This is a genomic window from Arthrobacter sp. UYCu511 (assembly GCF_040547105.1).
In the GTDB taxonomy this organism is placed as follows: Bacteria; Actinomycetota; Actinomycetes; order Actinomycetales; family Micrococcaceae; genus Specibacter; species Specibacter psychrochitiniphilus.
This window is the reverse complement of sequence record NZ_JBEPPB010000009.1, coordinates 124,688-144,546: the sequence shown is the minus strand read 5'-3', so window position 1 is coordinate 144,546 and position 19,859 is coordinate 124,688. Positions and strand designations below refer to the sequence as shown.

The window sequence follows — 19,859 nt, the reverse complement described above, 5'->3', positions numbered from 1 at the left end:
TTTAGACGCTGGCTGTGACGTCGGAGTCGTCGGCGGGGTAGATCATCTCTGCCGGCGGGTGGTTGAAGCGCTTGGCCACTGGGTAGTAGACCGCTGCCGTGACAATCAAGCCCACAATCCAGGAAATGTCCGCGCCGCCCAGTAGCGGCGTGATGGGACCGGTATACAGGGTCTGGGCCAGGAACGGGATCTGCACCAGGACGCCCAGCAGGTAGGTCAGCAGTGCGGGGACGTTCCACGCGCCGTAGCGGCCCTTGGGGTCGTAGAGGGCAGGGACATCAACCTTTTCCTTCGAGGAGAAGTAGAAGTCAACGAGGTTGATGGAACTCCAGGGGATGAACACCATCAGCAACAGCAGCACGAAGTTTTTGAAGTTAGAGATGAAGTCATCCGATGCCACCAGGGCAATGATCACGGAGACGGAGATGAAGCCGATGACGTAGGCAAAGCGGACCCAAGGAGCGAAGCGCAGTTGACGGGTGAAGGCGCTGACCGAAGTCAGGATGGTCATATAGCCGCCGTAAGCGTTGAGCGTGTTGACCGTTAGCTTGCCCACCACAATCACGATGTACATCAGGACAGCGATGGCTCCGCCACCTGCAAGGTCACCAACGAAGGCCACTTGGTTATCAAGGAAGCCCTTGCCTGCAGGCATGGCGATTGCTGCGAACATGGCCCCAAGAGTCATGGACCACTGGGCGCCCAAGACGGCACCGGACATGCAGGCAAAGAACGTCTTGCCGGCGGGGGTGTTAGCGGGCAAGTAGCGGGAGTAGTCCGCAACGTAGGGCCCGTAGGTCAGCTGCCAGCCGGCACTGAGGGAAATTGAGAGCAGGAACGTGGTGACGGTGAAGCCACTCACGCCCATGACGGAGCCGACGTCGTGCTTCAAGAAAAGCTGGATGGCCAGGTAGCTAAAGCCAATGATGCCCACGATCGTGGAGATGCGGCCCAGCATGTGGATGTACTTGTAGCCCAGCGTGGCTACCAGAACCGTCAAGGCACCAAAGATGATGACGCCCACTGCGGGGTTGCCGGTGGGAATGATCTGATTCACTGCCTGGCCGGCCAGGACCGCGCCGGTGGCTGCGAAGCCTAGGTACATGACGATGACCAGGATCAGCGGAATGACGGCGCCGAAGACACCGAACTGGGCGCGGCTGGAAATCATCTGTGGCATGCCCAACTTGGGGCCCTGAGCGGCGTGCAATGCCATGACGGTGCCACCGAGCACGTTTCCGATCAGCAAGCCGATGATGCCCCAAAATGCGGTAGACCCGAAGATGACGGCGAGGGCGCCGGTGACGATCGCCGTGATCTGCATGTTCGCCCCAAACCAGAGGGTGAACTGGCCAAAGGGTTTGCCGTGGCGCTCCCGGGCTGGTACGAAGTCAATGGATCGGCGTTCGATGGCCGGCCCACTCTTTCGTACGGTTTGAATCCTTGACATGTCATTCCTCCGTTGGAATAGGTTTGGGTCCCCCGAATTTTCTTTAATCCATCTGAGCACGAAAGACCACGGGTCAGTGACGTGCTTCACTGAAGCCGTCTGTGTTCCGAGACTAAGGACCTATTTCTGTGATCTGGGGCATTTTTGGGGTACTTCTCGGGCTATGTTCAAGTTACGCCGCGATGTGCCGGCGGCGCGGAGGTGCGCTCTATCAGCCCCGCAAGGCTGACCGGCCAATAACCAACCATTGAAGGAGAATTCCCTTGACTGCAACATCCAATGCTGCTTCAACAGCTGCTGCAACTTCCGCGTCTCCTGCGTCTACCGCTGCCGCAGACGCCGGAGTGGAGGCTGCCATCCTTCCCTATCCTGACGGCGACTTCTTCGGCTTCGAAAGCCTGCTGCCTGCCGATGAACTGGCCCGCCTAAATGAAATCCGGGACTGGATGGAAGCCAACGTTCGCCCCATCGCCCGTGACCAGTGGAGCCGCAGCGAATTCCCCGTTCACTTGATCCCCAAGGTCGCCGAGCTGGACATGATCAGCCCCGTGCGCCGCCAAGGTTATTCACACCTTCTGGCCGGCATGATTACGGCCGCGATTCACCGCGTGGATGCTTCCTTCGGTACCTTCTTCAGCGGACATGACGGACTCTTCACCGGTTCCATTGAACTGCTCGCCTCCGAGGAGCAGAAGGCCGCTTGGCTGCCAGATATTTATGCACTGAGGAAGACCGGAGTCTTTGCCATCACCGAGCCCAACGCCGGCTCCGACGTTGCCGGGGGCACCACCACAACTGCCGTGCGGGAGGGGGACTCCTGGGTACTGAATGGTGAAAAGCGCTGGATTGGCAACTCCACCTTCTCCGACTACGTCATTATTTGGGCCAAGGACGTTGCTGACGAGCAGGTCAAGGGCTTCCTTGTTGAGACCTCTCGGGAAGGTTTCAGCGCAACCCTGATAGAGAATCGCATTGCCCTGCGTGCGGTCCAGAATGCCGATATTGTCCTGAAGGACGTGGTGGTGCCTGACTTTAATAAGCTGGCCGGCGCCAACAGCTTCCGTGACACGAACAAGGTACTCAAGACCACGCGGGCAACCGTGGGTTGGCAGGCCGTGGGCATCCAGATGGCAGCGTTTGATGTGGCGCGCCGGTACGCGGTGGAGCGCACGCAGTTTGGCAAGCCGATTGCCAGCTTCCAGCTCATCCAGGAGCAACTAGTTACCATGCTCTCCAATGCGCAGGCTTCCATGGGCATGATGGTCCGGTTGGCGCAAATGGAGGATGAGGGCACCACCCGCAACGAGCATTCAGCCATGGCGAAGGCGTTCGTGACCAAGTGCATGCGCGAAACCGTGGCCTTGGGCCGCGGAGTTCTGGGCGGCAACGGTGTGTCCGTGGACTATGAGATGGCCAAGATCTTCTGCGACGCCGAGGCCATCTACACGTATGAGGGCACCTACGAGATCAACACCTTGGTTGCCGGCCGCGCGATCACCGGCATTGCTGCGTTCGTCTAGTGAGTGCGTCTGCGCCGCAAGGGCCAGAGGTACGTTAAACCGATGCGTGTAGCTCGCGTAAAAATACGCGCAGCTCTCCGGTGGCGCTACGTCAGAGGCTGCCCGTGTAACTAGCGGAAGCCTCTTTGCAGTTATGCCACTTCCAAGGGGTAGTTGTGGCCATCAGGCACACGTTCTGGTGGTCCCAGCTACCCCTTTGCTCTCCCCTCGCAGCGGCGAGGCGGACGCGGCGGGTGAGCTGCCGGCGTCGTGCTTCCCAGAAGTCTCGTTGTCTTGGATCACAGACGCCTAGCGCGACTGGGACCTATGAATGTGGGGCGAGCAGAGGTTGTATAGAAACATAGAAACTTTCGCCGGAGCTTCCCGGCCACCAATGTACTAATAGCTAAGGAATCTCTCATGGCAACGATGCATGACCCCTCCCGCACCATCCGCGCTGACCGCGGCACCGAGCTGAGCGCCAAATCATGGCAGACCGAGGCGCCCCTTCGCATGCTCATGAACAACCTGGATCCGGAGGTTGCTGAGCGGCCTGAGGACCTGGTTGTGTACGGCGGCACAGGCCGAGCGGCCCGTTCTTGGGAAGCCTATGACGCGATTGTTGCCACGCTGAAGACCCTCGACGACGACGAGACCCTTCTGGTGCAGTCGGGCAAACCAGTTGGGGTGTTCCGCACCAACGTCTGGGCGCCGCGCGTATTGCTGGCCAACTCGAACCTGGTGGGGGACTGGGCCACATGGCCCGAATTCCGCAAGCTCGAGGCCGAAGGCCTGATGATGTACGGCCAGATGACCGCCGGCTCATGGATCTACATTGGTACCCAGGGGATTCTGCAGGGCACCTTTGAAACCTTCGCCGCCATTGGCGAGAAGCGCTTCGGCGGCACCCTCGCCGGCACGCTGACCCTGACCGGCGGCTGCGGAGGAATGGGCGGCGCCCAGCCACTTGCAGTCACCTTGAACGGTGGCGCCTGCCTGATCGTTGACGTTTCTGAAGAGCGACTACGCCGCCGTGCCGGCAAGCGCTACTTGGATGAGGTTGAGACAGATCTCGACGTGGCCCTCGAGAAGGTTCTGGCCGCCAAAGCCGAGAAGCGCGCCCTGAGCGTGGGCATTGTTGGCAACGCGGCAGAAATCTTCCCGGAAATTCTGCGCCGCCACCAGGCTGGCGAATTCACGGTTGACATTGTCACGGACCAGACCAGCGCCCACGATCCGCTCTCCTACCTGCCCACCGAATACACGGTGGAAGAATGGCACACCGAGGCAGCCAATGACGAAGAGGGCTTCACCAAGAAGTCCCAGAACGCCATGGCCCGCCACGTCCAGGCCATGGTGGAATTCCAGGATGCCGGAGCTGAAGTGTTTGATTACGGCAACTCCATCCGTGACGAGGCTCGCAAGGGTGGCTACAACCGGGCGTTCGAGTTCCCCGGCTTTGTCCCGGCCTACATCCGCCCGCTGTTCTGCGAAGGTATGGGCCCGTTCCGCTGGGTGGCGCTCTCCGGAGATCCCGAAGATATTCGTGTGACCGATGAGGCGCTGAAGGAACTGTTCCCGGAGAATGCGCACCTGCACCGCTGGCTCAACGCCGCTGCGGAACACGTTGAATTTGAGGGCCTGCCGGCACGTATTTGCTGGCTGGGCTATGGCGAACGTGCCAAGGCTGGTGTGCTGTTCAACGAACTCGTTGCCTCGGGTAAGGTGTCCGCACCGATTGTTATTGGCCGCGACCACTTGGATTCCGGTTCCGTTGCTTCTCCGTACCGCGAGACTGAGTCCATGAAGGACGGGTCCGACGCTATTGCCGACTGGCCGTTGTTGAACGCCATGCTCAACACCGCCTCCGGTGCCACTTGGGTTTCCATCCATCACGGCGGTGGCGTAGGCATTGGCCGTTCCATCCACGCCGGCCAGGTCTCCGTGGCTGACGGGACCGCGCTTGCGGGGGAAAAGCTTGCCCGGCTGCTGACCAATGATCCCGGTATGGGCGTTATCCGCCACGCCGACGCCGGCTACGAGCGTGCCGTAGAGGTGGCCGCTGAGCGTGGGGTGCGTATCCCAATGCAGGAGCAGTAAGACAAAAGGGTGGTGGCCGGCCGGGGCTGCTGGATCAGGATGAGTAAGTATCCAGATTCAGCGGCACCGGTGGGCCATTTTGCGTTGGAGACTTAGACGTTCCATATGGCGGCGTCAAGATCGCCCGGCCGCCAGCCCCGGGTGCGCGCAGCCTCATGGATAGCGTTTGAAATATGTGAGTAAGACAAATCAAGAATTCCAGCATCAATCACCCAACGCTTGATGCGGATGTCGACGGAAAACACCAGTAGACAGCCCTGTCAAGATGTCGAAATAATCCAGCGTTTACGGCCCTACGTGCTTGACCTTCCGCAATACCCTCCGCAAGGAGTCGCCGCTGCAGGACTGCATCGACAATTATGGCCCCGATGTGTTGCCAGCCACGGGAGAGCTGCACTGCCCCACTGATGCCCACTTCATCGAGGTGGCGAAGAAGATTTGTATCAGTCGTTACAGTCATGTGGGCAGGATCTCACAATGTGTCCGTACATTCGTGGGGCGCGCTGTCTAGGCTTCATTTACCCCATGGGTACGTCCGCCCCCGTGAAAATTGCAGCTTCAGGTATCCAGGGAGAATTTTCTCAGCCCACATCCCAGATGGGGGGCGGGTTCGTGGTGGTTCGCGCTGCGCATGGCGGGGAAGGCTTTAGTGGCCGGCCGGGGCTGCTGGGTACCGACGGCCGTAACATGAGGCATGAGCCTTTTGGAACTGACTGGTGATGGCATGGGTTGGCCGGGGTGGTGGGAATGGCTGGCGGCAGTGGCGCCCGTGATCGCCTCGATTATGGTCGCCGTGGGGATTGTGCCAGCGGGGATAACCATCCGCAGCGGCTACACGACGGCCCGGCTTTCGCGCTGGTGGGGGCAGGCCCAGTGGGCACTGGATGCCTCCTTCAGCCCGATTCCGGAAAAACAAAAGGCCGGTCTGCGCCTGCTAAGAGTCTTGGCTGCCCAGAAATGGCTCGGGGCCGGGGAGCTGAGGGTCCTTGAAGCTGCCGTGGAGCGGCCCCTGGCCGACGCTGCACGGGCTACAGCTGCACGGGCTATAGCTGCACCGACCGCGGCAGCCCCGTCCATCGTGGAACCACCTCACGAGGTTGCCGTGGAAGCCGCCTGGCTGAAAGTTAGCCTGGACCTTCGGCTAAACCAGGTGACGCCGGCATGGATCAAGGAAATGGCCGGCGAGGAACCGTGACGGGAAGGGTGCGGATCAGCGCTTCCATCTGTACGGAGTGGTGGTGGAGACTTTGAGTAGCCCGGAGCGTTCCAGGATGGGGCGCGAATCCTCCGTGGAATCGCTATGCGCCAGCAACTTCCCTGCGGCCAAGGCCGAGTGGGCGCGGGCTGCGGTCAGGGCCCGGTAAATCCCGCGGCCTCTGAATTCTTTGAGCGTTGCCCCGCCCCAGATCCCGGCAAAATCTGAGTTGGGCACAGGTTCCAGCCGGCCAGCGCTGACCATTTGGCCTTGGCTTTCTGCCACCCACAGCTCCATGCCGTCATTGCGGGCCAGCCGGGCCATCAGGGAGTCGGCCTGACGCGGGCTGGCAGGGTCCCCAAAGGCTTCATCGGCCATAGCGGACATGGCACGCACGTCGTCGTCAGAGAACACTTTCCGCAGGCTCACGCCGTCGGGCAGGGGCACAGCACGGGCCAACCCCTCCAGCGGGCCAACCATGATGGATTCAGCCTCATCAGGGGTGAAGCCATTGGCTAGCAGCGCTTCCTGCAAGCCGGGGGCGTGGTCATGGCCGCGAGTTTTCCACTCAACCTCAGTGATGCGCGGGTCCGCTTGGAAGTGGGATATCGCGGTGGCGACGAGGACTGCGATTTCTCCTGCGTCCGCCCCACCCAAGTCCTGATAAGTGATGAAGCCACGGCCGCCGTCGAACGTGACAAGCCGCAGCGGGCCCTCAAGGGTGACGTCGATGGCGCTGGGGGTTTCCGCATCGGTGCGCAGCTGCTGATCATAGGCCCGAAGGTACTGCTCTGTGATTGTCATTGGCTTCAGCTTCTCACGGAAGCGGCGTGGGGGAGGGTGTCCTGAGCATGTGAGTGAGACGATCGCAAAGTGGTGAGCGTGTGGCCGAGCCCGGGGATTAGCAGCGGTGAAGCAGTCAAGAAGTACAAGATTGTTCAACAACCTGTTGCTCAGATTGTTCAACAACCTGTAGTGTACTTCTCATCGCCCCTTCATGTGACGGCAGTCACCCGCAACTTAACGGATGGAATCATGGCTACTACCACTGCAAAACCGAAGCTCAGCGCTTCCGCACGGCGCACGGCAATGCTCGGTGCCATGTTCCTCATGGCCACCAGCGCAATTGGTCCTGGATTCATTACTCAGACCACTGAATTCACGGTCCAGATCGGCGCCTCCTTCGCCTTCGCCATTGTGGTGTCCATCCTGGTGGACATCGCCGTTCAGCTAAACGTCTGGCGCATCATTGGCGTCTCTGGACTGCGCGCCCAAGAAATAGGCAATAAGGTCCTGCCGGGTGCCGGCTGGGTGCTTGCAGGCCTGGTCTTCATCGGTGGGATGGTTTTCAATATCGGTAATATCGCCGGAACCGGCCTGGGCATGAACGCCATGTTGGGGCTGGATCCCAAGATTGGTGGGATCATTTCCGCAGCCGTGGCAATCCTCATTTTCCTCTCCAAGCGTGCGGGCATGGCCTTGGACAAGATCGTGGTGATGCTCGGTGCCATCATGATTCTGCTGATGCTTTATGTGGCCATAGTTGCTGCGCCTCCCGTAGGTGAAGCGCTGAAGAACGCTGTGGCTCCGGAGAATATTAACTTCCTCATCATCACCACGTTGATCGGTGGCACCGTGGGTGGTTACATCACCTACGCCGGTGCGCACCGCATGGTGGACTCCGGCGCCGCCGGTGTGGAGAACGTCAAGGACATCACCCGGACCTCAATCTTGAGCATCATTGTCACGGGCATCATGCGCGTGCTGCTTTTCATGGCCATCCTTGGCGTAGTTGCCGGTGGCGCGGTGCTGACCAGCGACAACAAGGCGGCAGAGGCCTTTGGCCACGCGGCCGGCGACATTGGTATCCGCTCCTTCGGTGTGATCCTCTGGGCCGCGGCCCTGACCTCGGTGATTGGTGCCGCCTACACCTCAGTTTCGTTCATCACCAAGTCCAGCACACCCGAGCGCACCCGGAACCTCATCACTGTCGCCTTCATTGCCGTCTGCGCGGTCATCTACCTCTTCTTGGGACAGGCCCCGCAGACGCTGCTGATCTTCGCCGGCGCCTTCAACGGTCTGATTCTGCCCTTCGGCTTCGCGATCCTACTCTGGGCCGGTTGGCGCCGTAGGGACCTCCTGCAGGGTTACGCGTATCCGAAGTGGTTGCTGATCATTGGTGTGGCTACCTGGTTACTCACCTTGTTCTTGGGTTGGAACTCGCTGGCCGGTCTGGCCAAGCTCTGGGTCTAAGCGTTAGGGTCCCATCCGGGCAGCCCTCTTTGGGAAATTTTGAAAGGAACCGTCACGCCATGACCGCAATTGACCGCAACGCTTCGCTACCGGCAAATCGTGCCGAGCTGTCCCCGGCGCAGGCACGGGAACTCTTCCGCAACGGCCTGGTTGGACCCACCGCAGGGTTCTCGCGGGGCTACGCGCAGGCAAATCTGATCATTGTGCCCAAGGACCAGGCCTTTGACGTGCTGCTCTTTGCCCAACGCAACCCCAAATCTTGCCCTATCTTGGGCGTGCTGGACGCGGGGGAGACCAGCGGGGAACTGCTGGCAGGTGGAGACATCCGCACGGATGTTTCGCAATACTGCGTTTATGAGAACGGCATCAAGATTGCCGAACCCACGGATCTGAACGAGTATTGGCGCGATGATTTGGTGACGTTCATAGTGGGCTGCTCGTTCACGTTTGAGACAGCCTTGATGGAGGGTGGAATCTCCATCGCCCACATCGAGGCGGGCGTGAACGTGCCCATGTTCAAGTCCAACATCCGCAGCGCCTGCGCTGGATCCATGTCCGGGCCCATGGTGGTCTCCATGCGCCCCATCCCCGCCTCCCAAGTGTCCGACGCCGTACGCATCACCTCGCGCTACCCGGCCGTGCACGGGGCGCCGGTGCACATTGGCAATCCCGAAGAGTTGGGCATTATGGATCTTTCCAAGCCCGATTTTGGTGATGCTGTACACATCCCGGCCGGGCATATCCCGGTGTTCTGGGCCTGCGGAGTCACGCCTCAGGCCGCGGTCATGGAATCACGTCCCGCGCTGGCCATCGGGCACGCCCCAGGGCACATGCTCATCACCGATGCCAGGGACAGCCGCTACCTGGTGCCCTAGCCGTTCCTAGGCACCGAACGAAGCCCTACAAAGCCAGAAATCACGCAATCACAGATTGTTGAACAATCTGGCTTCATGGTGCATCCTTAGAACCAACCAATTCACGAGACCGGGGTCACAAATGCCATACATCGACTTGAACGCTGACGTCGGAGAATCCTTCGGCAATTGGACCATGGGGGATGACGCGGCAATATTCGTCCCAGTTTCCTCAGCAAATGTTGCTTGCGGATTCCATGCGGGAGATCCCAGCGTCATTGCTCAGACCTGCCGCGACGCGGTTGCCGCGGGTGTCACCATTGGCGCGCACGTGGGATACCGGGACCTGGCCGGCTTCGGCCGCCGCTTCCTTGACTGTTCCCCCACCGAGCTCGCCGACGACGTGCTCTATCAGCTCGGTGCCCTCGAGGCGCTGGCGCGGGCCGCCGGATCGGGCATTAAATATGTCAAACCGCACGGTGCCCTCTACAACACCATCGTCCATCACGAAGCCCATGCCCAGGCCGTGGTTGATGCTATCCGCGCCTTCGGTTCAGACCTGCCTGTGCTCTTGCTGCCCGGTTCGGTTGCTCTCACCAAGGCTGCGGCGGCTGGACTGCGGCCTGTCGCCGAGGCATTCGCCGACAGGAACTACAACCCCGACGGCACCCTGGTCTCACGCCGGGAAGCAAATGCGGTTCTGCACGACGCCGGACAGGTCACCGAAAACATGGTCCGTCTGGTCACCGAGGCGAAAATCGTGGCCATCGATGGTTCGGTGATTCCGATGAACGTTGAGAGCATCTGCATGCATGGGGACACCGCAGGGGCCGTGGACATGGCCACGGCGGTGCGCGCAGGCCTAGAAAACGCGGGCGTCAGCATCAAGAGCTTCGTATGAGCATCCTGGCCACGCGCTTCGCAGGTTCCAAGGCGGTGCTCGTTGAGCTTTCGGACCTCGATTCGGTACTGGCCCTGGCCGCATTGCTGAGCGCTAACCCGCTGCCGGGTCAGATCGACGTCTTAGCCGCGGCAAGCACTCTTTTTATCAAGGCAGATTCCACGGCGAGCGCAGAGAAAATCGCTACCGCGGTGTTGGCCATGGAACTTTGCGCCGCGGGATCCAACACCGGTTCGCTCGTTGAAATACCCGTGCACTACGACGGCGAAGATCTTGCCGAGGTCGCCGGGCTGACCGGACTGAGCATCGAAGCCGTCATCAACGCGCATACGCAGCAGATATGGCGGGCGGCCTTCGGCGGGTTCGCGCCGGGCTTCGCCTATCTCATGGGTGAAAATCAGCTGCTCAACGTGCCACGCCGTTCCACTCCGCGCAAGGTGGTCCCCTCCGGGGCCGTGGCACTGGCCGGAAATTCCTCGGCCGTTTACCCACGCCAATCACCCGGCGGCTGGCAACTGATCGGTCACACCGACGCAGTGCTATGGGATCTTGACCGTGAAAAACCAGCATTGATCCGCCCTCAGGACCGGGTGCGCTTCGTCCCGAGCCGCGAGGCTCTGCAGGTGTCCCCGGTGCCAGCTAAAACCAACGTACCGGTGGTGCCGGATGGAACCACCTTGCTTGAAATCTTGGACCCGGGTCCGCAATCCCTTATCCAGGATCTGGGCCGTCCCGGGCTGGGGGATCTGGGTGTCTCCGCTGCGGGATCAGCCGATACTCGCTCAGCAGCCCAGGCCAACCGACTGGTGGGCAACGCGCCCCAGTGCGCCGTCATCGAAAATCTCATGGGTTCGCTGAGCCTGCGTGCTCAGAGCGATGTGGTCCTGGCTGTTTCTGGTGCTAGCGCAACCATCACGGTGGAACCGGTGGATGGAGATGACTTCCACGGTGCACGCGAACTTTCCATGGACACTCCTTTTGCTTTGCTCGATGGTGAAACCCTCAGGCTCACTCCCGCAGGCAACGGCTTACGCAGCTATCTTGCCGTTCGCGGTGGCATCGATGTGCCTCGGGTGCTTGGCTCACGCTCCACCGACTCCATGTCTGGCATTGGCCCGGATCCGCTGGCTCGCGGCACCAAGCTGCCCGTTGGAGCCATCCACGGTGCCCACATTGTTGGCAACCCGGAATCCTCAACGCTCCCCGTGCCCGACGCGCAGGGTATCTACACTTTAAGGATCAGTCCTGGCCCCCGCGATGACTGGTTTGATGCTTCGGGGCTTGCCCGGCTGACAGGACAAATCTGGAGCGTCTCGGCCGAATTCAACCGCGTCGGCATTCGTCTGGCGCTTGGGGCTAACGCCACAGCACTGGAGCGCACCCTCACCGGCGAACTGGCCTCGGAGGGCGTCGCGGCCGGTGCCCTGCAGGTCCCGCCCTCGGGCCTGCCGGTTCTTTTCTTGGCAGATCATCCGGTGACCGGCGGGTATCCGGTCATTGCCGGAGTCATTGCCGAGGACCTGCCCGCGGCCGCTCAGTTGCCCCCTGGTGCCGCTATCCGTTTTGTTTTGACCGATCTGCACGCCCCCATTCAGGCCCGCCCCGATGAAGGAATCCACGCATGAAAAAAGTATTGATCGCCAACCGCGGGGAAATCGCCGTCCGCATTGCCCGCGCCTGTGCCGACGCTTCAATGGTTTCTGTGGCCGTATATGCGGATCCCGACGCCGATGCGCTCCACGTGCGCCGAGCCGATGAAGCCTACGCACTCAACGGTTCCACGGGTGCACAGACCTACCTGAATATCCCCAAGATCCTCGAGATCGCTGCACGCTGCGGTGCCGATGCGGTGCACCCGGGATACGGGTTCCTCTCCGAAAATGCTGACTTTGCGCAGGCCGTCATCGACGCCGGGTTGAGCTGGATTGGGCCCACCCCGGAGGCCATTCGGTTGCTGGGTAACAAGGTCACGGCCCGTGAAATCGCGGTACGCGCCGGAGCCCCGCTGGTCCCGGGCACCGATGGCCCCGTAGCATCGGGTGCCGAGGTCCGCGCCTTCGCAGAAGAATTCGGTATGCCGGTGGCCATCAAGGCAGCCTTCGGCGGCGGTGGCCGCGGCATCAAGGTGGTGCGTAGCTTCGAGGAGATTGACAACGCCTTTGAATCGGCGGTCCGTGAGGCCACCTTGGCCTTTGGCCGTGGGGAATGCTTTGTGGAACGCTTCCTCGAAAAGCCGCGCCACGTCGAAGCCCAGATACTGGCTGACACGCACGGCAACGTGGTGGTGGTGGGCACCCGCGATTGCTCACTGCAGCGACGCAACCAGAAGCTCGTCGAGGAGGCGCCGGCCCCGTTCCTGAGCGAGGAACAGCGCGCCTCCATCCATTCCTCGGCCAAGGCCATCTGCCGTGAGGCCGGATATCATGGCGCCGGCACCGTGGAATATTTGGTGGCACCGGATGGACTGATTTCCTTCTTGGAGGTCAACACCAGGCTGCAGGTTGAGCACCCGGTCACCGAGGAAACCACCGGAGTGGACCTCGTAGCCGAGCAATTTCGTGTTGCCGCGGGACTGCCGCTCTCCTTCACCGAAGACCCTGCACCGGTGGGCCACGCCTTCGAATTTCGCATCAACGCCGAAGATCCTGCCCGGGGCTTCCTGCCCGGCCCGGGCCGCATCACCGCTTTTGAGGCACCCACCGGTTCGGGTATCCGAGTGGACTCCGGGGTGCGGACCGGATCTGTGGTCCCCTCACACTATGACTCGCTGATGGCCAAGCTGATCGTCACCGGAGCCACCCGCGCCCAGGCGCTGCGCCGGGCTAAGGTGGCGCTGGATGAAATGGTCATCACCGGTGTCCCCAGCGTGTTGCCGTTTCACCGTGCCGTGGTGCGCCATGGCGACTTCGCCAACGACGAGCGCTACGGGGTCTACACCACGTGGATCGAATCCGAGTTTGCGCAAGAGCTGGCCTCCAGCCCGGAAATCGCCGCCGCCCAACCGGGCTCCGAACGCGAAAGCCTCACCATCGAGATCGACGGCAAGGCCATGAACATTGGCCTGCCAGCTTCACTAGTTGAGTCCATCCGTCATGGCGCAAGTTGCACAGCACGGGATGCTGCGGTTGAAAATATTGCTGCGGCCACCGATGAAGCCGCGCTGAGCGCACCGATGAACGGGAATTTGATCAAATGGGTCCTCGAGGACGGTGCGGTGGTGGCTGAGGGTGACATCGTGGCGGTACTGGAGGCGATGAAGATGGAATCGAACATCGTGGCGCACAAGGCAGGGGCATTTACCCGTGGCGACCAGCAACCTGGTGTTGCCATTTCCCGTGGCGATATTCTCGGAACCATCGCTTAACACTTGGTGGTGCGTGGTTGGGGACGGGGTTGGATTAGATTGGGACGATGCCAATGAGCGCGTTATTTTCAGCCCAGCCCCTCGCAGAGGGGTCTACCCACGCGCACACCGGCGCCTGGGTAACTTCCGTGATCCGCGCCCGCATCGCGGAAGGCCAGTTACTTCCGGGGGCCAAGCTTTCTGAACTAGCGCTCTCCGAAGCATTGGGCGTATCCCGCAATACCTTGCGTGAGGCCTTTACAGTGCTTGATCATGAGCTGATCATCACCCGCATCCCTAACCGCGGCGTCTTTGTGGCGTCCCCCGGCGTCGCGGGCGTGAAGGAAATCTACGGTGTGCGGCGCATGATCGAACCGGCAGCTGTCCTCTGGGGAAAACAATTAAACGTTGCGGCGTTGGCGGACGTGGTGGTTGATGCCCGGGCTGCGCTCGCAGACGGTGACATTGCGGCCATGGCCGATGCCAACCAGCGCTTTCATGAGGAGTTGGTGCGGGCCACCGGTAGCGAACGCCTGCAGGAATTAATGACCCGCGTGTTGGCACAAATGCGCTTGGTGTTCCATGCCATGAGCGATGCTCCGGACTTCCATTCACACTACGTGGAACTCAATGGCACACTCGTGACGCTATTGCAGGACAACAAGCGCGAGGAGGCTGCTCACGCGCTGCGAATTTACCTAGACCGGGCAGAAGCTGAACTGCTCGAGCATTTGGAGCAGGAAAACTAAGCTGCTGGGTGCGGTCGCCGCGCACAGGCATAGCCTTTCCGGCGAGGCTGGACGCAACCTCGCCGGAACCATGGCCGGTATTCTCCCGGCTACAGCGGCGCTGGCTCTCACTGCGGTGGCTCTTAAGATGTGGACCTCACGGACCAGAAATCGCTGGCCAGCGAATGGTTGAGCAGGTACGCATAGGGCATGGTGGCGTACCCGGCCATGCCCCATCCGGTACCCCATGAATTGCGGATGGTGAAGCGCTGGCTGGCGTCGTCGTAGCCCACCGCCACCACGCAGTGCCCGCCCAGGACGCTCTCGCTGCTTGCAGGCATGGGCACCACTCCCGTACTGGCTACCTCGGCACTTTCGAAACTGTCGTAGACGGTGAAGCCGAACACGATGGGGAACCCGGCCGCTAGGCATCCCTTCATATTGCTCAATGACTGGCTGACGCGAGAGTAGCTGATGGCACGGTCGTCTTTGGCAGCGGCGTAGCACTTGGCCGAAGGCTTCTTAGCGAACTTTGTGATGTCGTAGGGCCAGAGAGTTTCATCGCACGCCCCGGTGCTGGCCACGGTCTTGATGCCATCACGGATCTGGGCGCCCGAATCTGAATCCACGGTGCCCTCAATGACCCTTTCGTTGTAGTAAATGAACAACCGTGACGGGGTGGAGGTGTCAGCTTGGCCCTCCTTCATGGCGTCAAACTGCAGCACCCCTGCGACGCCGTTTCCGGTGCAGGATCCGAGCTGGCCCTGATCGTAGACGGGAGGGCAGTTGGGACGCAGATCCACAGCCGGCGGCAGGCTGGCCTGAACAGCCGGCGGCGCCGCAAAGTGGTAGTCACGCTGGTCCGGGAGATCCGGGATCCAGCCGTATCGGGCATTGGTTCTGGGCATGATGACAGGCCTCCTCCGCCCCGCTGTGGTCGAGACAGGCCTGGAACAGCGTGGCTAACTTCGACGTTCCTCCTCCGTGCGTGGCGCGTCAAGGTTGGTCTTGCTCGGAGGCATGCTCGCGGCAATGCCAACTGAACTCATCGAGTTGAACCTCAGCAGGCATTGGTCCCGGCTTCGGCGGCTATCGGGCTTTGCTGGCTGGGATGTCCACATCGAAGACGGTCTGGTCGATGTCGATAAGTGCTAGCTTGACGGCTCCGTGGAGAACGCCACGGTCTCCCAGCTCAGAAGTTCGCAGAATGGGGTCGGAGACCAACTTCCCTGCCAGATTTTCAGTGAGGCGGCGAATGATTGCTGGGCCGCCCTGCCCAATGCCGCCGCCAATGACAATGATCCTGGGATCGAGAGTCAGCGCAATCGCCCGGATACCGAGCGCCAGGTCACTGCAATATTTATCAAGGTCGGTTTGCTCCTGGATGTCACCCTCGGTGTCCAGCATGGTCTTGATATCTGGATAGCTATCCAGCCGCGACCAGCCAAGCTCCGGCATCTCGCCGATGAGACCTGCGGCTCCCCGGTATCCTCGCACTAGACGTCCGTCCATGACTATGCCAAGGCCGACGCGATAGCCGGCGAGGATGAAGACGAGATCCTCATCGACCGGGCTGTTTGACTGCCAGACCTCACCGAGGGCGCCCAAAGCGCTGTCGCCCTCGACCTGGACCGCGGTGTCATACTTTTGTTCAAAGGCGGCGGCGAGGTCGGTGCCAACCCAGCCAGGCATGTCTGGACCACCGTAGAATGTGACGGTTCCTTCACGCAGGACCCCGGGGCTGGCGACCCCGATTGACCAAATCGCTGCCGGTGGAATATCCATTCCTTGCAGTAGCGTGTCGATTTCACGAAAGGTCGTCTCGAGCCTTTCTTCCCTGCTCTGAGTCGGGGCAAGTGAGGCTTCATGTTCGGCCAGTGGCTGCCCGTTGAGATTGCAAATTTGGATCCGCAAGGTGTGTGCGCCAACGTCCACGCCCATGATGAATCCCTGATTGGTATTGAACTGGTAAGTCTTGGCTGGACGCCCCATCAGCGAGGGGCTGTCCGGGGTCGACTCCACTGCCCAGCCGTCCTCAACCAGTTCTGCGACGATGTCGCCCGCCGCGGGGCGTGAGATATGCAGTTCGCTGATGATGTCACTGATGGTGACCGCATCATGGCGCATACGGTTTAGTGCAGATTTGGCGTTGATTTGGCGTTGCAAGGTCCGTCCCGCGACGACCGGTCGCCGTTTCTCTTCCATTCAGATTCCATCCTTGACATTGATGTAATGCAACCTTACTGTAAATGCAGATCATTAAGTAACTTACTTAACTAGCACCTGAGGATGTTCATTGACGAACACAACCATGCACCTTGCCAGATCATCACCACGTGGTGCTGGCGAAATTTCGCCATCCAAACGGCGGAAACGAACGGGCCAAGGTCGTGCTGCTGCGCTTTTCCTCCTGCCAGCCGGCCTAGGATTCGCGATCTTCTACTTCTACCCCACTGTGCGTGGACTCATACTGAGCTTCACGAACACCACCACGCTTCAGAGCGGATCCTTTATTGGAATCGACAACTACACCAAGGCGTTCAGCGATCCGCTGTTCTTGAATGCACTTGGGGTGACGTTTCTCTACGTTGTGATCAACATTGTGACCCAAACGCTTTTTGCGCTCGCCTTGGCCTTCATGTTGCATCGCGTGGCCAAGGCCGCGTTTTGGCGATCCTTTGTGCTGCTGCCCTGGCTCGTCCCCGGTGTTACAGCTGCTTTGTTGTGGATGTGGTTGCTTGACCCATCCCTGGGTCTGGTCAACGGGATTTTCGATTCTCTGGGCTGGACTCAGCTTCCCTTCTTTGCTGCCCCTGAAAGCGCAATCACTACGGTGGCCATGGTCAATACCTGGCGGTACACCGGCTATGTAGCCATTCTGCTTCTTGCCGGAATGGAAAGTATCCCAGGAGGCCTGTACGAGGCCGCCGCACTGGACGGGGCCGGAGAATGGCGAATGTTCCGTTCCATCACAGTTCCATTGCTTCGGCCCATCCTGACACTGGTACTCATCATTTGCATGGTTGGTTCGGTGCAGATCTTTGACACCATCGCGGTGGCAACTGAAGGAGGGCCACTGAACAGCACCAACGTCCTTTATTACTATATTTTCCAAAAGGCGTTTACCAACTTCGACCTGGGGTACGCAAGTGCGATGGCTGTGGTGGTGTTGGCGATTCTCGCTGTCCTCACCCTTTTGCAGTTCAAACTCTCCCGCGGCAACGAATCGGACCTCAGCTAATGACTACCAATCTGAACATCAAGCACGTGGCCAAAGCTGAGCCCGGGAAACTGAACCTTCTCAAACTCATTGGCTGGATATTCCTTATCATTTGGGCAGTCCTGGTGATCGCCCCACTGCTCTGGACCCTCAAGAGCTCCCTGAGCGTGAACGACCAGCTGTTCCAAGGTCCGCTTTCGGGGCTCACAGCACCGGTGACAATTGATAACTTCCTGAGAATTCTTGGCTTCGGATCATCCGCTGCCGCCGAGGGCGGCAGCGGGGCAACATTGCCATTTGCGCAATTTTTCGTCAACTCCGTGGTTTACACGGCACTAACGACTCTAGGCCAGGTGGTGTGCTGCACCATGGCTGCCTATGCCTTCGCCAGGCTCCGTTTCCCGTTGCGGAACTTCATCTTTGGGATCTTCCTGACAGCGTTGATGATCCCGCCGATTTTCACCATGCTCCCCAACTTCCTCCTGATGAAGAACCTAGGCCTTGTCAGCACCATGGCAGGGCTGGTGCTCCCAACTTTGCTGATGACACCCTTCGCTGTGTTCTTCATGCGCCAGTTCTTTCTGTCCGTACCTAGGGAAATTGAGGAAGCAGCAATCATTGACGGGGCAAACCACTGGACGCTATTCAGCAGGATCGTGGCGCCCATGGTCAAAGGACCGATTTTGACTTTAGGGATCATCACCGCCGTCCAGCAGTGGAACGACTACCTCTGGCCGTTGCTGATCGGAAGGAGCGACTCCAGCACGGTACTCACCGTGGGTTTGAGCAGGTTCCTCGCACAATCACCCAACGGCGCAATCGACTGGTCCGGTCTCATGGCTGGAAGCGTCCTGACTGTTTTACCTGTGCTGGCACTCTTGCTGATTTTTGGAAAAAAACTTGTGGGCGCAATTCAATTCAACGGAATCAAGTAAGGAAATACAATGAAAAAGAAGCAACTGAGCAGTCTGCTCGTTTTGACGGCCATGGGCGCCACCACTGCCTTCATGGCAGTTGGCTGCAGCTCCGGAGACAGCGGATCAGCAGACGGAACCGTCAACTTGAACTACGCACTATGGGACGACAAACAACTGCCCGCCTACCAAAGCTGTGTGGATGCCTTTGTCAAGGAAAACCCTGGCATCTCGGTGAAAGTCACTCAGACAGCCTGGGACCAGTACTGGACGAACCTCACCACGGAACTGTCCTCAGGAACAGCCCCCGACGTGTTCACCAACCACGTGTCTCGGTACCCCGAACTTGCTGCCAACAACCAGCTTCTGGACCTCCAGCCGGCCGTCGATGCGGCCAAGGTGGATATGGGTCAATACCGTGCGGGCCTCGCCGAGAATTGGGTCAAGGACGGCAAACGTTATGCATTGCCGAAGGATTTTGACACCATCGCCTTGGCTTACGACAGCCAGAAGCTGAAGGACGCCAACATAGACCCGGCCAGCCTGAATGATCTCAGCTGGAATCCCAAGGACGGTGGAACGTTTGAGCAAGTAATCGCTGAGTTGACCTTGGACAAGAATGGCAACAACGGGCTCAGTGCTGATTTCGATAAGAAGAACATTAAGACCTACGGTCTGTTGGCCTATGAACCAGGAGACGGGTTCGGCCAGACTTGGTGGGGGAACTTTGCGGCGAGCAACGGGTTCACCTATACCGAAAAAAACCCGTTTGGCACGCAGTACCACTACGACTCACCTGAATTGGCTGACACGTTGACATGGTTCCGTTCAGTGGTTGAAAAGGGTTACATGCTGCCGCCGGAGAAGCTCGGAAAGCTCGGCCCGGTGCAGCTTCTCTCTTCCGGTCAGGTAGCCATGAACACCAACGGGTCTTGGCAGATGAATGCTTTTACGGAAGCAAACAAGGACATCAAGTTTGCCAAGCTGCCCGTGGGGCCTGAGGGACGCAAGTCACTGCTGAACGGCCTGGGTGACTCTGTCTACGCCGGCACCAAGCATCCTGAGCAGGCCGAGAAGCTGGCGCTGTACTTGGTGTCACCAGAATGCCAGAACGCCGTGGCGAGCAAGGCCGTCGTGTTCCCCGCCATCACCGAAGCTGATGCCACGGCGGTGGAAGCATTCAAAAATAAGAGCACCACTCCCATCGATCCGTCGGCCTTCATTGAAACCGCCGATGAAAAGAATGGCACAGTCCTCTACCCCATCACGGAACATGCTACTGAAGTCAATAAGATCGCCGGTGACGCAATCGATGCCATTATCCGCGGAACAAAGCAGGCGCAGCCTGCTTTGGCGGAAGCACAGCAGCAGATCAACTCCCTGTTCGGAAAATAGCCAAGGA

Annotated in this window: 16 protein-coding genes; 12 read left to right on the top strand and 4 right to left on the bottom strand. The window is 59.9% G+C overall.

Features of this window, described 5'->3' with window-relative positions:
• Position 1: 1 nt before the first annotated feature.
• Positions 2 to 1,450, bottom strand: a complete 1,449-nt coding sequence (locus ABIB48_RS13260) for a purine-cytosine permease family protein (RefSeq protein WP_110107432.1) — start codon at positions 1,448 to 1,450, stop codon at positions 2 to 4.
• 344 nt (positions 1,451 to 1,794) lie between these two features.
• On the opposite strand from ABIB48_RS13260, the gene ABIB48_RS13255 reads away from it, so the two are divergent.
• From ABIB48_RS13255 to ABIB48_RS13245, 3 genes are all read left to right on the top strand, one after another.
• Positions 1,795 to 2,970 carry an acyl-CoA dehydrogenase family protein gene (locus ABIB48_RS13255; RefSeq protein WP_315913374.1) on the top strand — a complete coding sequence of 392 codons (1,176 nt, stop codon included), beginning with the start codon at positions 1,795 to 1,797 and terminating at the stop codon, positions 2,968 to 2,970.
• Between the two features lie 399 nt (positions 2,971 to 3,369).
• Entirely contained in the window at positions 3,370 to 5,049 is a 1,680-nt protein-coding gene (gene hutU / locus ABIB48_RS13250; RefSeq protein WP_110107436.1) for a urocanate hydratase, read from the top strand.
• 694 nt (positions 5,050 to 5,743) lie between these two features.
• The gene (locus ABIB48_RS13245) at positions 5,744 to 6,244 is read left to right on the top strand and encodes a hypothetical protein (RefSeq protein ID WP_354213278.1); all 501 of its coding nucleotides are present in this window, start codon (positions 5,744 to 5,746) and stop codon (positions 6,242 to 6,244) included.
• Between the two features lie 15 nt (positions 6,245 to 6,259).
• Here ABIB48_RS13245 and ABIB48_RS13240 read toward each other — a convergent pair whose 3' ends face one another.
• A complete protein-coding gene (locus ABIB48_RS13240; RefSeq protein WP_354213277.1) occupies positions 6,260 to 7,048 on the bottom strand; it encodes a GNAT family N-acetyltransferase in 789 nt (262 codons plus the stop codon).
• A 231-nt stretch (positions 7,049 to 7,279) separates the two neighbouring features.
• On the opposite strand from ABIB48_RS13240, the gene ABIB48_RS13235 reads away from it, so the two are divergent.
• The 6 genes from ABIB48_RS13235 (at position 7,280) to ABIB48_RS13210 (ending at position 14,344) form a co-directional block, all read left to right on the top strand.
• Positions 7,280 to 8,497 carry an NRAMP family divalent metal transporter gene (locus ABIB48_RS13235; protein WP_354213276.1) on the top strand — a complete coding sequence of 406 codons (1,218 nt, stop codon included), beginning with the start codon at positions 7,280 to 7,282 and terminating at the stop codon, positions 8,495 to 8,497.
• Between the two features lie 59 nt (positions 8,498 to 8,556).
• Positions 8,557 to 9,372, top strand: coding sequence for a putative hydro-lyase (locus tag ABIB48_RS13230; protein ID WP_354213275.1), 816 nt, complete (start codon positions 8,557 to 8,559; stop codon positions 9,370 to 9,372).
• A 121-nt stretch (positions 9,373 to 9,493) separates the two neighbouring features.
• Positions 9,494 to 10,252, top strand: coding sequence for a LamB/YcsF family protein (locus ABIB48_RS13225; protein ID WP_354213274.1), 759 nt, complete (start codon positions 9,494 to 9,496; stop codon positions 10,250 to 10,252).
• Positions 10,249 to 11,877: a 5-oxoprolinase subunit B/C family protein gene (locus tag ABIB48_RS13220; RefSeq protein WP_354213273.1), complete on the top strand. Its 1,629-nt coding sequence runs from the start codon at positions 10,249 to 10,251 to the stop codon at positions 11,875 to 11,877. The genes ABIB48_RS13225 and ABIB48_RS13220 overlap by 4 nt, the downstream gene beginning before the upstream one ends.
• Complete coding sequence (locus ABIB48_RS13215) at positions 11,874 to 13,616, top strand: ATP-binding protein (protein WP_354213272.1); 1,743 nt, start codon at positions 11,874 to 11,876, stop codon at positions 13,614 to 13,616. Before ABIB48_RS13220 ends, ABIB48_RS13215 begins: the two co-directional genes overlap by 4 nt.
• 47 nt (positions 13,617 to 13,663) lie before the next feature.
• Complete coding sequence (locus ABIB48_RS13210) at positions 13,664 to 14,344, top strand: GntR family transcriptional regulator (RefSeq protein ID WP_502914135.1); 681 nt, start codon at positions 13,664 to 13,666, stop codon at positions 14,342 to 14,344.
• Between the two features lie 122 nt (positions 14,345 to 14,466).
• Here the strand turns inward: ABIB48_RS13210 and ABIB48_RS13205 are convergent, their stop codons facing one another.
• Positions 14,467 to 15,231: a C1 family peptidase gene (locus ABIB48_RS13205; RefSeq protein ID WP_315913181.1), complete on the bottom strand. Its 765-nt coding sequence runs from the start codon at positions 15,229 to 15,231 to the stop codon at positions 14,467 to 14,469.
• Between the two features lie 181 nt (positions 15,232 to 15,412).
• Positions 15,413 to 16,528: an ROK family transcriptional regulator gene (locus ABIB48_RS13200; protein ID WP_315913182.1), complete on the bottom strand. Its 1,116-nt coding sequence runs from the start codon at positions 16,526 to 16,528 to the stop codon at positions 15,413 to 15,415.
• Between the two features lie 91 nt (positions 16,529 to 16,619).
• On the opposite strand from ABIB48_RS13200, the gene ABIB48_RS13195 reads away from it, so the two are divergent.
• Genes ABIB48_RS13195 through ABIB48_RS13185 form a run of 3 tightly spaced genes read left to right on the top strand, consistent with a single transcriptional unit; the run spans position 16,620 to position 19,852 of the window.
• Positions 16,620 to 17,564, top strand: coding sequence for a carbohydrate ABC transporter permease (locus ABIB48_RS13195; protein ID WP_315913183.1), 945 nt, complete (start codon positions 16,620 to 16,622; stop codon positions 17,562 to 17,564).
• Positions 17,564 to 18,478 carry a carbohydrate ABC transporter permease gene (locus tag ABIB48_RS13190; protein WP_110107455.1) on the top strand — a complete coding sequence of 305 codons (915 nt, stop codon included), beginning with the start codon at positions 17,564 to 17,566 and terminating at the stop codon, positions 18,476 to 18,478. The genes ABIB48_RS13195 and ABIB48_RS13190 overlap by 1 nt, the downstream gene beginning before the upstream one ends.
• A gap of 9 nt (positions 18,479 to 18,487) precedes the next feature.
• Positions 18,488 to 19,852, top strand: a complete 1,365-nt coding sequence (locus ABIB48_RS13185; protein WP_315913185.1) for an ABC transporter substrate-binding protein — start codon at positions 18,488 to 18,490, stop codon at positions 19,850 to 19,852.
• The last annotated feature ends 7 nt before the right edge of the window (positions 19,853 to 19,859 follow it).

Excerpts from the sequence above, each read along its gene's own strand:
- ABIB48_RS13260 (WP_110107432.1), bottom strand. The coding sequence starts at position 1,450 with ATGTCAAGGATTCAAACCGTACGAAAGAGTGGGCCGGCCATCGAACGC.
- hutU (WP_110107436.1), top strand. The coding sequence starts at position 3,370 with ATGGCAACGATGCATGACCCCTCCCGCACCATCCGCGCTGACCGCGGC.
- ABIB48_RS13245 (WP_354213278.1), top strand. The coding sequence starts at position 5,744 with ATGAGCCTTTTGGAACTGACTGGTGATGGCATGGGTTGGCCGGGGTGG.
- ABIB48_RS13240 (WP_354213277.1), bottom strand. The coding sequence starts at position 7,048 with ATGACAATCACAGAGCAGTACCTTCGGGCCTATGATCAGCAGCTGCGC.
- ABIB48_RS13235 (WP_354213276.1), top strand. The coding sequence starts at position 7,280 with ATGGCTACTACCACTGCAAAACCGAAGCTCAGCGCTTCCGCACGGCGC.
- ABIB48_RS13230 (WP_354213275.1), top strand. The coding sequence starts at position 8,557 with ATGACCGCAATTGACCGCAACGCTTCGCTACCGGCAAATCGTGCCGAG.
- ABIB48_RS13225 (WP_354213274.1), top strand. The coding sequence starts at position 9,494 with ATGCCATACATCGACTTGAACGCTGACGTCGGAGAATCCTTCGGCAAT.
- ABIB48_RS13220 (WP_354213273.1), top strand. The coding sequence starts at position 10,249 with ATGAGCATCCTGGCCACGCGCTTCGCAGGTTCCAAGGCGGTGCTCGTT.
- ABIB48_RS13215 (WP_354213272.1), top strand. The coding sequence starts at position 11,874 with ATGAAAAAAGTATTGATCGCCAACCGCGGGGAAATCGCCGTCCGCATT.
- ABIB48_RS13210 (WP_502914135.1), top strand. The coding sequence starts at position 13,664 with ATGCCAATGAGCGCGTTATTTTCAGCCCAGCCCCTCGCAGAGGGGTCT.
- ABIB48_RS13205 (WP_315913181.1), bottom strand. The coding sequence starts at position 15,231 with ATGCCCAGAACCAATGCCCGATACGGCTGGATCCCGGATCTCCCGGAC.
- ABIB48_RS13200 (WP_315913182.1), bottom strand. The coding sequence starts at position 16,528 with ATGGAAGAGAAACGGCGACCGGTCGTCGCGGGACGGACCTTGCAACGC.
- ABIB48_RS13190 (WP_110107455.1), top strand. The coding sequence starts at position 17,564 with ATGACTACCAATCTGAACATCAAGCACGTGGCCAAAGCTGAGCCCGGG.
- ABIB48_RS13185 (WP_315913185.1), top strand. The coding sequence starts at position 18,488 with ATGAAAAAGAAGCAACTGAGCAGTCTGCTCGTTTTGACGGCCATGGGC.